Source organism: Clostridium sp. OS1-26, from assembly GCF_030915445.1.
Classification (GTDB): Bacteria; Bacillota; Clostridia; order Clostridiales; family Clostridiaceae; genus Clostridium_AM.
On sequence record NZ_CP133264.1, the window covers coordinates 1,610,723 to 1,625,627 of the forward strand.

13 protein-coding genes and 2 pseudogenes are annotated in these 14,905 nt (G+C 31.1%); 14 read left to right on the top strand and 1 reads right to left on the bottom strand.

Features of this window, described 5'->3' with window-relative positions:
• Positions 1 to 9: 9 nt before the first annotated feature.
• From ypeB to rho, 7 genes and pseudogenes are all read left to right on the top strand, one after another.
• Positions 10 to 1,386, top strand: a complete 1,377-nt coding sequence (ypeB, locus tag RCG18_RS08080; protein ID WP_308040795.1) for a germination protein YpeB — start codon at positions 10 to 12, stop codon at positions 1,384 to 1,386.
• Between the two features lie 269 nt (positions 1,387 to 1,655).
• Entirely contained in the window at positions 1,656 to 2,636 is a 981-nt protein-coding gene (locus tag RCG18_RS08085) for a tRNA 4-thiouridine(8) synthase ThiI (protein WP_308040797.1), read from the top strand.
• Positions 2,637 to 2,703: 67 nt separating this feature from the next.
• Positions 2,704 to 3,123 (top strand): DUF1934 domain-containing protein, encoded by a 420-nt coding sequence (locus RCG18_RS08090; protein WP_308040798.1) that lies wholly within the window; start codon positions 2,704 to 2,706, stop codon positions 3,121 to 3,123.
• 176 nt (positions 3,124 to 3,299) lie between these two features.
• Positions 3,300 to 3,608: a ribose-5-phosphate isomerase gene (locus RCG18_RS08095; protein ID WP_308040799.1), complete on the top strand. Its 309-nt coding sequence runs from the start codon at positions 3,300 to 3,302 to the stop codon at positions 3,606 to 3,608.
• 225 nt (positions 3,609 to 3,833) lie between these two features.
• Positions 3,834 to 5,438: a CTP synthase gene (locus RCG18_RS08100; RefSeq protein WP_308040800.1), complete on the top strand. Its 1,605-nt coding sequence runs from the start codon at positions 3,834 to 3,836 to the stop codon at positions 5,436 to 5,438.
• Between the two features lie 176 nt (positions 5,439 to 5,614).
• Positions 5,615 to 5,956, top strand: coding sequence for a hypothetical protein (locus tag RCG18_RS08105; RefSeq protein WP_308040801.1), 342 nt, complete (start codon positions 5,615 to 5,617; stop codon positions 5,954 to 5,956).
• 374 nt (positions 5,957 to 6,330) lie between these two features.
• Positions 6,331 to 7,801, top strand: a pseudogene (gene rho, locus RCG18_RS08110) (transcription termination factor Rho).
• Between the two features lie 79 nt (positions 7,802 to 7,880).
• On the opposite strand, the gene rpmE reads toward rho, so the two are convergent.
• Positions 7,881 to 8,090, bottom strand: a complete 210-nt coding sequence (gene rpmE / locus RCG18_RS08115) for a 50S ribosomal protein L31 (RefSeq protein ID WP_308040802.1) — start codon at positions 8,088 to 8,090, stop codon at positions 7,881 to 7,883.
• A 179-nt stretch (positions 8,091 to 8,269) separates the two neighbouring features.
• Here rpmE and RCG18_RS08120 point away from each other — a divergent pair, with 179 nt between their 5' ends.
• The 7 genes and pseudogenes from RCG18_RS08120 to RCG18_RS08150 all read left to right on the top strand — a co-directional run bounded on the left by RCG18_RS08120 (position 8,270) and on the right by RCG18_RS08150 (position 14,895).
• Entirely contained in the window at positions 8,270 to 8,893 is a 624-nt protein-coding gene (locus tag RCG18_RS08120; protein WP_308040803.1) for a thymidine kinase, read from the top strand.
• The gene (locus tag RCG18_RS08125; RefSeq protein ID WP_308040804.1) at positions 8,893 to 9,837 is read left to right on the top strand and encodes a DUF1385 domain-containing protein; all 945 of its coding nucleotides are present in this window, start codon (positions 8,893 to 8,895) and stop codon (positions 9,835 to 9,837) included. The genes RCG18_RS08120 and RCG18_RS08125 overlap by 1 nt, the downstream gene beginning before the upstream one ends.
• A 15-nt stretch (positions 9,838 to 9,852) precedes the next feature.
• Positions 9,853 to 10,728 (top strand): peptide chain release factor N(5)-glutamine methyltransferase, encoded by an 876-nt coding sequence (gene prmC, locus RCG18_RS08130; protein ID WP_308040805.1) that lies wholly within the window; start codon positions 9,853 to 9,855, stop codon positions 10,726 to 10,728.
• Positions 10,729 to 10,790: 62 nt separating this feature from the next.
• The gene (gene prfA, locus RCG18_RS08135; RefSeq protein ID WP_308040806.1) at positions 10,791 to 11,867 is read left to right on the top strand and encodes a peptide chain release factor 1; all 1,077 of its coding nucleotides are present in this window, start codon (positions 10,791 to 10,793) and stop codon (positions 11,865 to 11,867) included.
• Positions 11,868 to 11,896: 29 nt separating this feature from the next.
• A pseudogene (locus RCG18_RS08140) lies at positions 11,897 to 12,515 on the top strand (hypothetical protein).
• Between the two features lie 102 nt (positions 12,516 to 12,617).
• A complete protein-coding gene (locus tag RCG18_RS08145) occupies positions 12,618 to 13,328 on the top strand; it encodes a ZIP family metal transporter (protein ID WP_308040807.1) in 711 nt (236 codons plus the stop codon).
• Positions 13,329 to 13,653: 325 nt separating this feature from the next.
• Positions 13,654 to 14,895, top strand: a complete 1,242-nt coding sequence (locus RCG18_RS08150) for an NAD(P)-dependent oxidoreductase (protein ID WP_308040808.1) — start codon at positions 13,654 to 13,656, stop codon at positions 14,893 to 14,895.
• Positions 14,896 to 14,905 lie beyond the last annotated feature (10 nt).

Below are 14,905 nucleotides of genomic sequence, written 5' to 3' on the forward strand. Positions count from 1 at the left end.
GGAGTTATTATGAAAATAGCCAAGAAAAGAATGATATATACTGCTATAGTAACTTTAATAGTAGTTTTTTCAAGCACCTTTGCAATCCTTATGACCCTTGAAAGAACTGACTATAGAAACTATTTGCAAGCAGAATACAGCAAAAGTATGTATGATTTAATAGATTCTGTACAAAACATAAGAGTAAATTTGGGTAAATCGACCATAGTGGGATCTAGAGAACAGGAAATGGCTGTATTTTCTGAAATATTTAGATATGCATCTATGGCAAATGATAAAATACATTCTCTTCCCGTGGCTCAAGAAGTTATAGGTGATACTAGTAAGTTTTTATCTCAGGTAGGTGATTTTTGTTATACTCTTGAAAGATCGTCATCAGAAGGAAAACAGTTAAGTGATGCTGATTATGCTGCTATAGATAAATTGAAAAGTCAATCTTTTACATTAGAGCAAGAACTAAAAAAGGTATCATCTGATATAAATGAAGGAAAAGTAAAATGGGGAGAAATAAGAAAGAAAATTACTGGCGTATTTGCTAGTGGAAACAAAGGAGAAATGCTAGCTGATAAGTTTGGGTCTATACAAAAGCAAGTAGCTCAATACCCAGCACTAATTTATGACGGACCTTTTTCTGATAATTCACTGCAAATTAATCCTAGAATTAACTCCCAGAAAGAGGTGACTCAAAGTCAAGCAGAGGATGTTGTTAGAAATATAATTGGAAAAGATAAAATTGAAACACTACAGACATTAACTGTTCAGGGTACAGGAAGAAGAGTAGATGTATATAGGTTTTCTGTGGCGATGAAAGGCAGAAAAAATAAAAATGAAAGAGTAGTATGTGAAATAACTAAAAAGGGCGGAAAAGTGTTATATTTAATTAATGATAGAGCGGTTGGAAAGGCAAATATTGATGCTTCTAAGGCTACTGTTATTGGATCAAATTATCTAAAAAATATAGGATATAGCAATATGGTGCCTACATATACTCTGAACTATGGAGATGTTGCAGTAATAAATTATGTGTATATGCAGCAAAATGTTATAGTTTATCCTGATCAGTTAAAACTAAAAATTGCACTAGATGACGGAAGTATAGTGGGTATTGAATCTGAAAAATATCTTGTAGCACATCAAGAAAATAGGAGTATACCGTCTCCAAAAGTAACTGCTGAGCAAGCAAAGCAAAGAGTAGGGAAAAAGCTCAATATTACAAATGTAAGACTTGCATTAATTCCTACAGAGACTAATAAAGAAATTTTATGCTATGAGTTTTCTGGAAATTATAAGGGAGATAACTATAAAGTATATATAGACGCTCAAACTGGATATGAACAAAGAATATTGCAAATTATAAATACCCCTAACGGACAGCTTACAATGTAGTTTGAGATAAAAACTTTCGCATTTTTTGGCGAAAGTTTTTATTTTAGCTTTTTAAGGTATCTTGAAAAAAACTAGTCAGTACGCTAGTATATTTGACTTGTTGTTTTATTTTAGATACCTAAATTACTTCATTATAAGAATACTTGTTGATAAACTAATGAAAATTAACTAAACTATTATTTAGAAGTTTTAGTTTATAGTGGACTCTTAATGTATTTTTTATAGTCCGTATATAAAAATTTAATTTTGATTTGAGAAAGGTGATAATAATGACAAGAGCACTTGCAATGGTTTCTGGTGGATTAGATAGTATATTAGCGGCAAAACTTATTAAAGATCAAGGCATAGAGGTTATAGGTATATGTTTTAAATCTTACTTTTTTGGGCCGGGTAATGCTATTAAAATGACAAAACAAGTAGGAATTCCACTAGAGGTAGTTGATTTTTCTGAAAAGCATTTTGATTTAGTCAAAAATCCTAAGCATGGTTATGGCAAAAACATAAATCCTTGTATTGACTGCCATGCTATGATGTTAAATTATACTGGAAAACTTTTGGAGAAGTATAAAGCGGATTTTATAATTACTGGAGAAGTATTGAATCAGAGACCTATGTCGCAAAACAGAATTTCATTGGACATAGTAAAAAAGGAATCAGGATTCAGTGATAAGATTTTAAGGCCCTTATGTGCCAAAAATCTTAATCCTACTAAGATGGAGTTAGAGGGATTAGTAGATAGAGAAAAACTTATGGATATATCAGGAAGAACCAGAAAAGTTCAAATGGAATTAGCCGAGAAGTGGAATATTAAAGATTATCCTTCTCCAGCAGGAGGGTGTAAGCTTACAGAACCTAACTACGCTAAAAGATTAAAGGAACTATTAAAGTATAAGAATATGCCTGATGAAAAGGATCTAGAGTTATTAAGATTTGGAAGACATTTTAGAGTTTCACAGGATGCTAAAATTATATCAACAAGAACTGGTGAGGAAACGAAGGAAATAAAAAATTACTTAAGTACAAAGGATGTAATATTTTTAGCAGATACATTTAAAGGTTCTATGATAATAATAATTGGAAAACCTACAGAAGAAGATATAGAATTTGCAGCTAAAGTAACAGCTAGATATTGTAAAGGAAAAGATGAGGATAAAATAAAAATCAAATATGGATATTTTAAAAATCCTATGGATAAGTTTATAGAAGTTAAAGCAGCTACGGACGATGAGATATCAAGATTTATTATCTAAGGCATCTGAAAGAAAATAACAAATCAAAGATGCGACGAATATTTTGTGTCAGACGAGGAGGAGAGTTATGAAAAAAAAGGCTATTATCTCTGTATCAAGCAAACAAAAAAGTGATGAAAATGATGTTATAGAAGTAGTTACTCCTGGTGATTTTTATGAAAAAGATGGATCATACTATGCCGTATATAAGGAAACTGAGATATCAGGAATGGAAGGAACCACAACTACATTAAAAATATCTAACGACAAATTTTCTATTATAAGAATAGGAAGTACAAGCGCTAAAATGGAATTTGACAAAAAAGCTAAAAGCGTATCCATGTATAATACGCCTTATGGGACATTGGAATTAAAAATAGAAACTAAGACCTTGAGTGTGGATGTTGGTGAAAAAGGTGGAGATATAAAAGTAAATTATAACTTAAGCGTGAGCGGTCAGACACCTCAAAATACACAGCTAAAAATAAATATAAAGGCACAGGAATAAAGAAAATATTTGATATCTGTTTTCCCTAATTTAAAGGTGGGAAAACGGATATCAAATGATAAATTTATTGTCTGTGTCTTTATTTATGTGTATATTTTATTGAGTTATTGTTTAAAATTTAGAAAGAGATATCCCCATTAACTTATCAACATTGTGGATAGAAGGAAGTGCTTGTTGTGAGTAAATATTTTATTGATAAAGAAGAAAAATATGAAAGAATACTAGAGCTTTTATGTAAATATAAAGGTTTAAGTAGAGAAGAATTATTTAAAATTTTAAAGGATAGGGAATGCAGATACCTATTTTTTCTCCTTATTAGGAAATATGGTTGTGATGATATAGGAATGCTGCAAAAAGACTTCCCTTCCGTAAATAAAAACAATATAGGATTAAATTTCAGAAAAGCAGAAGAAAAACTTTTACTTAATAGAAAAATAAGAGATATGTATTTTGAAGCGGAAGACATTATCGAAAGGGTAAAATAATATTTTTTCGACAAAAAAAACAAAAAACAGTAGCATCTTAAAAAAAAGTATGCTAATATATTAAATATGTTTTAGAACATAATATCCCACTCTAACTTATGAGGTAATTTTTATTATACAATTCAATTAATACTTTGTCAATATGCAATTGTTATATTTTCAATATAAATTTTTATACTATTATAGAAAACGGGGGTGAACTCTGCTTAATATAGCAGGAAACTTATGAGTACAAAATATATATTTGTTACTGGAGGAGTAGTATCCTCATTAGGAAAAGGAATAACAGCGGCTTCACTAGGAAGGCTTTTAAAAAATAGAGGACTGAAGGTATCGATTCAAAAGTTTGATCCATATATAAATATAGATCCAGGAACTATGAGTCCATATCAACATGGTGAAGTTTTTGTAACAGATGACGGAGCAGAAACTGACTTAGATTTAGGTCATTATGAAAGATTTATAGATGAAAATTTGAGTAAAAACAGTAATGTTACTACAGGAAAGGTATACTGGTCTGTAATAACAAAAGAAAGAAAAGGAGATTACTTAGGTGGCACCGTTCAAGTAATTCCTCACATTACTAATGAAATCAAATCAAGAGTTTACAGAGTAGCCAAAGAAAGAGATGTTGATATAGTTATAACTGAAATAGGTGGGACAATTGGTGATATAGAATCCCTGCCATTTTTAGAATCTATAAGACAGATAAAGTATGAAGTTGGTAGAGAGAATGTATGCTTTATACATGTAACTCTTGTGCCTTATCTAGGAAAATCAGGAGAGCTTAAAACAAAGCCTACTCAACATTCAGTAAAAGAGCTAAGAGGTATAGGAATTCAACCAGATATAATAGTATGCCGTTCCGAGAAATCTATTCCAGATGATTTAAAAGAGAAAATAGGATTATTTTGTAATGTAGATGGAAATTCTGTAATTCAAAACTTGGATGCAGAAAACCTATATGAAGTTCCATTGATGCTTCATAAAGAAGGATTGGACACTCTGGTTTGCGAAAAGTTAAGTTTACCATGCAAAGAAATAGATAATACTGAATGGTCTAACATGGTAAATAACATAAAAAGCTTATCAAGAAGTGTAACTATTGCACTTGTAGGGAAATACGTTGAATTACATGATGCATATATATCAGTAGTAGAATCGTTAAATCATGGTGGTTATGCAAATGATGCCAACATAAATATAAAATGGATAAACGCTGTAGACATTACTAAAGAAAACGCAGCTGAATATCTGAAGGATGTAGATGGAATTTTAGTTCCAGGTGGATTTGGAGATAGAGGGGTAGAAGGAAAAATTGAAGCTATAAAGTGGGCGAGACAAAACAAGGTTCCTTTTCTTGGAATATGTCTAGGAATGCAGTGTGTAGTAATAGAATTTGCAAGAAATGTATTAGGATATTCCGATGCTCATAGCTCAGAAATACTACCAGACACAGAACATCCAGTAATTGACTTAATGCCTGATCAAAAAGATGTAGATGAAAAAGGCGGTACTATGAGATTAGGTTTATATCCATGTAAGCTCAGAAAAGATACAAATGCCTTTGCAGCTTATGGTGAAGAGATTATATATGAAAGACATAGACATAGATATGAGTTCAATAATGAATATAGAAAAGCATTAACTGAATCTGGACTTATTTTATCAGGAACTAGTCCAGATTCTAGGTTAGTAGAAATAGTTGAGTTAAAAGACCATCCATGGTTTGTGGCAGTTCAATTTCATCCTGAGTTAAAATCAAGACCAAATAGACCACATCCGTTATTTAGAGATTTTATAAAAGCATCCTTAAATAAGGAAGATTAGGATTTTAGTTATTCTGGTATATATGAATTATTATAATAATTCATATATACCAGAATTTATTTTGTCGAAAAAAATAATTTTATAATGTATTAAATGAAGAGATTTATGAAGGATTTTAATAATATTTATAGAATTATAAATATATTAAGTTTAATTCTATAGGAGGGGTGAATAATATGTTGTTTAATACTGATATAAGTATTGCTCTTAAAAATTTTCAAGGATTCTACGACCTAGAGACATTTTCTATCTTCGAAACAAATAAAATTAGTGAAAATTTCACCTCTTTAGAAATAAAAAACTGTAATAAGATAATTTCCTTTAAAGTTAGATGTCCTCATTGTGGAAAATATCATAATTATAAATACAGTATAAATGAATTTATAAAAAAAGAACTAATAGTTGGAGGATGTGAAATTCTAGGATTACCTTTGTTTTATATCGGAGATTATAATAAGGTGAATAAAAGGATCAGTAAATACAATAGTATAAATAGGCAATTGTATGCTATGATATAATTTCTAAGGACAAAAGAATGCTTTTGTCCTTTTATTTTGCGATTAATTAATAAAAATAATGATATTTGATAAAATAGAAATATATTGATATAATCTTGAAATAATACTTAAAGAAAAAAATATTATAAAAATGTGGATTAAAATATGAAAAAGGGTTATAATTTATTTTACAGTATAGCCTTTCAAATAAAAAATTCTTGCTTAGGGTGAAGTTTTTCATCAGTAGTCTAATAATTTCATTTTAAAGCATAGAAGTCTGTTAAGCATACCTAAGTGTTTGGTATCGTTACGGATAATAAATGGAAAAAATCTTTTGATTATTCCCAAGAGGTTAAATATAATTATGAAAACTAAATAATGCGAGGTGTTATTTTTTGATAAACAAAGATATGGATAACTTGACCGTTGCTGAGTTAAAAGAAATAGCTAAGAACTTAGGTTTAAAAAATATATCTAAATATAAAAAGACTCAGCTAATTGAAGAGATAAAAAAAGTTTCTCCAGTTTCAATAGAAAAAGATGGAGTCATACTTAGGGAAAAAATAAGTCCTAAGAGTGAAGCTGTACATAGTGAAAAAGAAGAAACTGTTGAAAATGTAAGGGTTGAAGAAAAGAAATCCGAAGAAGAAAAAGTTCAAAATGAAAAAAATGAGGATGGAAAAGTATCTGAAGAGGAAAAAGAGAAAAGCTTAAAGAAATGATAAATGATTCGGATACAGCTATAGGAGTGCTTGAAATAATAGAGAGCAATAACTATGGATTCTTAAGAGGAAAAAATTACTTAACAGGACCAGAAGATATATATGTATCTCCATCTCAAATAAGAAGGTTTAATTTAAAAACAGGAGATGAAGTAAGAGGTAAAGTAAGAACACCAAAAGAAGGTGAAAAATTTAAAGCACTTCTCTATGTAGAAAGAGTAAATGGAGAAAATCCAGAAAGAGCAATAGGTAGAAAACCATTTGAGAAGCTTACCCCTATATATCCAGAACAAAGATTAAGGCTCGAAACTATACAGTCAGATTTATCTACCAGACTTATGGATATAATATCACCTATAGGTAAAGGTCAAAGAGGGATTATAGTCGCACCTCCTAAAGCCGGTAAAACTACTCTTCTAAAAAAAATAGCTCAAAGTATATCTCAAAATCACCCAGAAACAAAACTTATAGTTGTTTTAATAGATGAAAGACCAGAAGAAGTTACAGATATGCAGAGATCAATCAAAGGTGAGGTAATATACTCAACTTTTGATGAAGAACCTGAACACCACACTAAGGTTGCTTACATGGTGCTTGAAAGAGCAAAAAGAATGGTAGAGCAGGGACAGGATGTAGTTATACTTTTAGATAGTATTACTAGACTTTCTAGAGCGTATAATCTAACTATTACCCCGACAGGAAGAACTCTTTCAGGAGGACTTGATCCAGGAGCACTAATAATGCCGAAGAAATTTTTGGAGCTGCGAGAAATATAGAAGAAGGAGGAAGCCTTACTATACTTGCTACAGCTCTTGTGGAAACTGGAAGCAGAATGGATGATATGATATTTGAGGAGTTTAAGGGTACTGGAAACATGGAAGTGCACTTAGACAGAAGACTTCAAGAAAGAAGAATATTCCCTGCTATAGATGTTTATAAGTCAGGTACTAGAAGAGATGATCTGTTATTTAAGAACCAAGTAGAAAAAGAAGCGGCATTTAATATAAGAAGAGTATTGTATGATGAAAATAATACTCAGAATATTACTGAACAGCTAATAAGTATGCTATCGAAGACTAAAAATAACGATGAATTTGTTAATTTCGTTATTAAAAAAGACATTAGGAAAAATGGAGAAAAATAACAAAACCTGTCCTTTGATATCAAAGGACAGGTTTTATAATAAGCTTTAGAATGAATAAAAAAATATTTAAACTTATTTATTATTCTGATTTTAAGTTGAACTTCTTCATGAACTTATCTACTCTACCACCAACGTCAATTAGCTTCTGTTTTCCTGTGTAGAATGGATGGCATTTAGAGCATATTTCCACTTTTAGTTCTTTTTCTGTAGAACCTGTTGTAAAAGTGTTTCCACATGCACACTTAACTACCGCATCATGATGGTATTCTGGATGTATGCCTTGTTTCATGTTTTTCACCTCTTTCGAATTTAAGGATATACTTCAATTTTAACTACTGTATTATAACATAACGGTCAAGTTAAAGTCAATAAATAAGGTTAATAAAAACAAGCCTTTAATATATGTACAAGGTTTGATAAAATGTATTTGTTCAGTTGATTTATAATTCAGATAGTGAGGTAGTAAGAATGAGTAAGTTATATTTTAGATATGGAGCTATGAACTGTGGAAAGTCAACAAACTTATTACAGGTTGCACACAATTATGAAGAGAGAGAAATGAAGGTTGTTGTTGTAAAGCCTAGAACAGATACAAAAGGTGGGAACAAAATACTTTCAAGATTGGGAGTAACAAGGGAAGTTGATATGCTTATAGATCAAAGCCAAAATATTTATGAAGAAACAAAAAAATGGATAGAAAAAAATGGACAGATAGATTGTATACTAGCGGATGAATCTCAATTTTTTAAAGCAGAACAAATAGATCAGTTATTTAAAATAGCTGTAGTTATGGATATACCAACAATTTGCTATGGACTTAGAACTGATTTTCAAATGAATGGATTCGAGGGCAGTCAAAGATTACTATTGTTAGCACACAGTTTAGAAGAATTGAAAACTATTTGCAAGTGTGGTAAAAAGGCATTGTTAAATGGAAGAAAGGTAAACGGAGAGTTTATCTTTGAAGGAAAACAGATTGCTATAGATAAAGAAGATAATATTGAATATGAATCACTTTGCCCAAAGTGTTACTTTGAGTTTAGAGAAACATATAAAATAAGAAAAAATAGAGAAAATAATGAGGTGGATTAATGGGGAGAGATACTTCAGTTGGGGGTCAAGCTGTAATTGAAGGTGTAATGATGAGAGGGGCCAGCGGAGTTGCCACTGCTGTTAGAAAGGCTGATGGCGAGATTGTTGTAGATAGGAAGGAAAGTATACCATATTCTAAAAGAAACAAACTTTTAGGTCTTCCTATTATTAGAGGTTTTGTTTCTCTAATAGAGTCACTAGTTATAGGTATTAATACGTTAAACTATTCCGCATCGTTTTTTGAAGATGAGGATGGTGAACCTTCAAAATTTGATAAATGGTTTGAAAAAGTGTTTAAAGATAAAAGTGAGGATGTATTAATGGTAATTGCCGTTATCATATCTTTAGGAATAGCTACAATGTTGTTTTTTATATTCCCTACATTTGCTGCAAATGTATTTAAGAGAATAGGAATTCACAATACTGTAGGATTAAATATAATAGAGGGAATTATTAGAGTGGCAATATTTTTACTATACATTTTACTTATAGGAAAGATGGAGGATATAAATAGAGTTTTCCAATATCATGGAGCAGAGCATAAAACTATATTTTGTTATGAAAATGAAGTAGAACTTACTGCAGAAAATGCACAGAAGTTTGAGAGGTTTCATCCTCGATGTGGTACAAATTTTTTGTTTTTGGTTATGATAGTAAGTATAATACTATTTTCTTTAACTGGCTGGAGCTCTTTATGGCAGAGAATATTATATAGAATATTGCTTTTACCTATAGTATCTGGATTGACTTATGAACTCATAAAATGGATGGGAAAAAGTAATAGTGCTGTATCGAAAATTACTGCTTATCCTGGATTAATGCTTCAGAAGCTTACCACAAGAGAGCCAGATTATGATCAAATTAAGGTTGCAATAACAGCTCTTAAATATGCAGAGGGAATTGAAGAAAATAAGTCAGAGGATACTAGTAATACCTTATATTAGAATGGAGCAGTTTTAATGAAAAATTATAAATCAAAAATTGGAGAGCTTTTAAAAGAAGGATATCAAATTTTAAAAGAAGAAGGAATTGAGAGCTACGCTTTAGATTGTGATCTTTTATTAGGAAAGGTAGTGGAAAAGGATAGACTTTTCTTACTACTCAACAGAGATTACGAATTAAATCATAAGGAAATAGAGGAATTTTACAGATTGCTAACACTTAGAAAAAATAAAATGCCTGTAAAGTATATGCTTGGTGAGTGCGAATTTATGGGATTATCTTTTTATATAAGAGAAGGCGTACTGATTCCTAGACCAGATACAGAGACTCTAATAGAGTGCGCAATGGAGGGAATTAAAAAAAATAAATTTAAGGATATTTGCGATGTATGCTGTGGAAGTGGAATAATAGGGATTACAATTGCAAAGCTATTAAAGGATGTAAATGTTAAATCTTCTGATATTTCACATACTGCCTATGAGGTAACTAGCGAAAACATTAAAAGGCTGGGCGTAGGTGAAAGGGTGCAAGTTATAAAAAGCGACTTGCTAGGAAAGTTTATAGAAGGTAAAGAAAGATTCGATATGGTAATCTCAAACCCTCCATATATTAGAAAGAATGTCATAGGAACATTAATGGAGGATGTTAAAAATTTCGAACCTTATGAAGCGTTATGCGGAGGAGAAGATGGGCTAGATTTTTATAGAGAAATAACCTCTCAAAGCTTAAAGGTGTTAAAGAATGGAGGAGCGTTATTATTTGAAATAGGATATGACCAAAAAGATTCTGTAAGCGATATATTAAGGACTAACGGATTTACTGAAGTGGAGTGCATAAAAGATCTTGCTGGCAAAGATAGAGTTATAAAAGGAAAAATCGAAATTTGTTGCTAGTGTTAAAAGAATTGTGATATAATTATTTATTGTGAAAATATTTATACGGAGTGAGAAAAAGTATGTTAGAAAGACTTAACTTTATAGAAAATAAATACGAAGAACTATCTATAAAAATAAGTGATCCAACAGTTATGGCGGATCAAAAAGAATGGCGAAAATTATGTAAAGAGCATGCAGATTTAGAGACAGTTGTTATGAAATATAGAGAATATAAAAAAGCTCAAGAGGATATAGAGTCTGCTAAAGAAATGTTGCAAGAGGAATCAGACAAAGAGCTAAGGGAGATGGCTCAGGAAGAGATAAGAGAGCTTACAGGTGTTATAGAAGAAAAACACCAAGAGTTAAAAGTATTACTTCTACCTAAAGATCCTAATGATGATAAAGATGTATTTGTTGAAATAAGAGCAGGTGCTGGTGGAGAAGAAGCAGCTTTATTTGCAGCGAATTTAACAAGGATGTATACAAGATATGCTGAGCGTAAAGGCTGGAAGGTTGAAACAATAAGCATTAATGCAACTGACATAGGTGGATTTAAAGAAATTGTATTTATGCTAAAGGGAGCTGGAGCCTATAGCAGATTAAAATACGAAAGTGGAGCGCATAGAGTTCAAAGAGTTCCAGACACTGAATCAAGTGGAAGAATCCACACGTCTACTGCTACTGTTGCGGTATTACCAGAAGTTGACGACGTTGAAATTGAAATTAATGCAAATGATATAAGAATAGACGTGTTTAGAGCATCAGGACATGGAGGACAGTGTGTTAATACTACAGACTCTGCAGTAAGAATAACTCACTTGCCAAGTGGAATAGTAGTATCTTGTCAAGATGAAAAATCACAGCTTAAAAACAAGGAAAAAGCTATGAAAGTTCTTAAATCCAGACTATTTGAAAAAGCGGAAGCAGAAAGATCGGCGAGTATAGCTGAAGATAGAAAGAGTCAGGTAGGAACAGGAGACAGAAGTGAAAGAATAAGGACATATAACTATCCTCAGGGAAGAGTTACAGATCATAGAATAGGATTAACTCTATACAAATTAGATGCATATCTTGATGGAGATATAGACGAAGTTCTAGATGCTTTAATAACTGCTGAACAGGCGGAAAAAATGAAAGCCATTGGAAGTAACGACTAATTATTTAATTCAAGAAAAGAGGGTAAGGAATGAATATAGATAAAGCTATTAGAAAGCAAAAAAAATCTTATAAAAGATTTCTGCTATCTATGAGCTTTAATCTTTTTTGTTTTACCTATTGCTTTGTTTTTATCTAAAAAGCTAAGTCTATTTTACATATCATATTTAGTAATTATAGAAGTGCTTATATTTATAGCTGTAATTATAAGGATTGACAAGGAGACATTGAGATTTGCTTGTGTTGGGAGTAAATTAAAAATATCACTTGGAATAAGAAAGAAAGCTATAAATATAAATTGTGAAAAAGTTTCATTAGTTCATGTTGAGAAAATTCCATCTGATGAAGATGATATAAGTGAATTTAAAATAATTCTTCTAGCAACATCAAAGTTTAGAAGTGAAAGAATGATTCCCGTGAACTTAAATTTTTTAAAAAATCATTCATATGTAGCTTATCAATATAATAGGCTAAAAATTCTATACCCAGAGGAGAGCTATTACTATACTATAATAAAAAGGGGTAAACTTAATAAGTATCCTCTACTGGATATTATATATAAAAACTGTGTCTATTCACATTTTACAGAAGAGTGCATTGAAAAAATAAAATTTTATCGAGAAAATTCTCAATATTACAGGAATAAATAACTCTAAAAATCCATTCCTAAAGTTTTGGAATATATACATTACTATATAAATACATATGATATAGAAGTAATTTAAAATAAAGGTGATGTTTTGAGTGAAAATATGATTCGTATTGTATTAATTGGTAGTGTAGTATCTTTAATAGGTACAATGACTGGAGCCTTACTAGGAGTGATAGTAAAAAGACCTTCTAATAGGTTTCTAGGAGGAATAATTGGTTTTGCAGGAGGGCTGATGTTAGCAGTAGTAGTATTTGACCTGATTCCGGAGGCTCTTACAAAATGGAATTTCGTTGGCACTTTAGTTTTTTGTATCTTAGGAATTATAATTATAGCCATAATAGATAACAAGATAAATATAGGTAGTATGGACAAGCATGTAAAGGTTGCTTTTATGGCAGCACTAGGACTTATGATTCACAATTTTCCAGAAGGAATAATAATGGGGTGTGGTTTTGCTGCTGGAGGTACTTTAGGAATAAAAATGAGCATAATAATAGCAATTCACGATATTCCTGAAGGCATAGCAGTATCAGCGCCACTAATTGCTTCTAGAGTTAGAATATCTAGGATATTATTCTATACTTTTATAACAGCTTTTCCTACCGCCATTGGCACATGGATTGGAGCGTACATAGCAAATATATCGGTAAATGTTCTTGGTGCATGTCTGGCCTTTGCATCTGGAATAATGTTATATGTGGTCTGTGGTGAAATGATACCTGAGTCATCAAAACTTTGGGATGGAGTAACAAGTACTATTGGGGTTCTAAGCGGAATTATGATAGGACTTTTTATGGTAAGAGTGTTATAGTGTTAATTTTAGACTGTGGAGAGTTTTATTTGATCTACAGTCTTTTTATGTTTTTAGGATTAGTAGGTAAACTTGAAATATTGTTTATATTAAACTATAATTAACAATTAAAATATAGTATTCACTTATACAAATATAGTATATTGTATTTAACACTTTCGTAATTAACATGTTGTATATTTGATTAATTTAGTATATTGTATATTAGAAAATAATTTATTAATTTAAAAGTACTAGTAAAATGTGTTCTATAGGTTAAAATAAGTTATTAGAATAAAACGTTGCTATAAGCATTGTAACATTGAGATATAGGAGGAATAATGTAATGGGACAATTTGTAATAGAAGAAGCTAAAAGATGCCTTCAGTGTAAGAAACCTATGTGTAAAGAAGGATGTCCAGTCAATACTCCAGTTAATGAAGTTATAAAGTTATTTTTAGAGGGAAATATTAATGAAGCAGGAGAAAAGCTTTTTAACAATAATCCGCTTTCTGTAGTGTGCTCGCTTGTTTGTCCTCATGAGAAACAATGTGAAGGCCATTGTGTAATGGGAAAAAAGAATAGTCCTGTTAAAATAAGTTCAATAGAAAATTATATATCGGATTATTATTTAAACTCTATAACTCCAGAGGTAGTAAAAGATACTAATAAAAAAGTAGCCATAATAGGATCTGGACCGGCTGGAATTACTATAGCAATTATTCTAGCCTCTAAGGGCTATGATATAACCATATTTGAAGCGCATGATAAAATAGGTGGAGTTTTACGATATGGTATTCCAGAGTTTAGATTACCTAAAGATATTTTGGAAAAGTTAAAAGATAAATTAATAAACATGGGAATAAAAATAAGACCTAACACTTTAATTGGGTCAGTTATAACAATTGATGATCTCTTTAGAGATGGCTATAAAGCTATATTTATAGGAACAGGAGTATGGAAGTCAAGTGCTCTTGGACTAAAAGGAGAGAGCTTAGGACATGTTCATTATGCAATAGATTATTTAAAAAATCCTAATGTATATGACTTAGGGAAAAGGGTATGTATAATAGGAGCTGGCAATGTGGCAATGGACGTTGCCAGAACTGCATTAAGAAATGGATCAAGAGAAGTTTATGTAATGTGTAGAAGGGGACCTGAAAATATTCAAGCTGAGAGGGCTGAAGTTGAATATGCAAAAATTGATGGAGTTAAATTTGAATTTTATAAATCCCCTGTAGAGATAGTTGAAGAAGGCATTAAATATGTGAATAATAAAGTAGTAAAAGATGAAGAAGGTAAGGAAAAGGTAGTTCCGATAGAGGGAACAGAAGAGATATTTAAAGCTGATTCTGTTATCATAGCTGTAGGTCAAGGACCTAGAGCAAATATAGTATCGAGTACAAAGGGAATAGAGCTAAAGGATAAAGGCTTAGTTGCCACCGATGAATTTGGAAGAACTACAAGAGAGGGTGTTTTTGCATCTGGAGATGTAGTAACAGGAGCTAAAACAGTAGTTAAGGCTGTAGAATTGTCAAAAATGGTGGCACAAGCAATTGATGAGTATGTTACTGAAAAATATAAGTAAAAGGTTTATA

What these genes read in the sequence shown, in the direction of transcription:
- RCG18_RS08145 (WP_308040807.1), top strand. Translation starts at nt 12,618, where the DNA reads ATGATTCGTATTGTATTAATTGGTAGTGTAGTATCTTTAATAGGTACA.
- RCG18_RS08100 (WP_308040800.1), top strand. Translation starts at nt 3,834, where the DNA reads ATGAGTACAAAATATATATTTGTTACTGGAGGAGTAGTATCCTCATTA.
- ypeB (WP_308040795.1), top strand. Translation starts at nt 10, where the DNA reads ATGAAAATAGCCAAGAAAAGAATGATATATACTGCTATAGTAACTTTA.
- RCG18_RS08085 (WP_308040797.1), top strand. Translation starts at nt 1,656, where the DNA reads ATGACAAGAGCACTTGCAATGGTTTCTGGTGGATTAGATAGTATATTA.
- prmC (WP_308040805.1), top strand. Translation starts at nt 9,853, where the DNA reads ATGAAAAATTATAAATCAAAAATTGGAGAGCTTTTAAAAGAAGGATAT.
- RCG18_RS08090 (WP_308040798.1), top strand. Translation starts at nt 2,704, where the DNA reads ATGAAAAAAAAGGCTATTATCTCTGTATCAAGCAAACAAAAAAGTGAT.
- prfA (WP_308040806.1), top strand. Translation starts at nt 10,791, where the DNA reads ATGTTAGAAAGACTTAACTTTATAGAAAATAAATACGAAGAACTATCT.
- RCG18_RS08105 (WP_308040801.1), top strand. Translation starts at nt 5,615, where the DNA reads ATGTTGTTTAATACTGATATAAGTATTGCTCTTAAAAATTTTCAAGGA.
- RCG18_RS08120 (WP_308040803.1), top strand. Translation starts at nt 8,270, where the DNA reads ATGAGTAAGTTATATTTTAGATATGGAGCTATGAACTGTGGAAAGTCA.
- RCG18_RS08150 (WP_308040808.1), top strand. Translation starts at nt 13,654, where the DNA reads ATGGGACAATTTGTAATAGAAGAAGCTAAAAGATGCCTTCAGTGTAAG.
- rpmE (WP_308040802.1), bottom strand. Translation starts at nt 8,090, where the DNA reads ATGAAACAAGGCATACATCCAGAATACCATCATGATGCGGTAGTTAAG.
- RCG18_RS08125 (WP_308040804.1), top strand. Translation starts at nt 8,893, where the DNA reads ATGGGGAGAGATACTTCAGTTGGGGGTCAAGCTGTAATTGAAGGTGTA.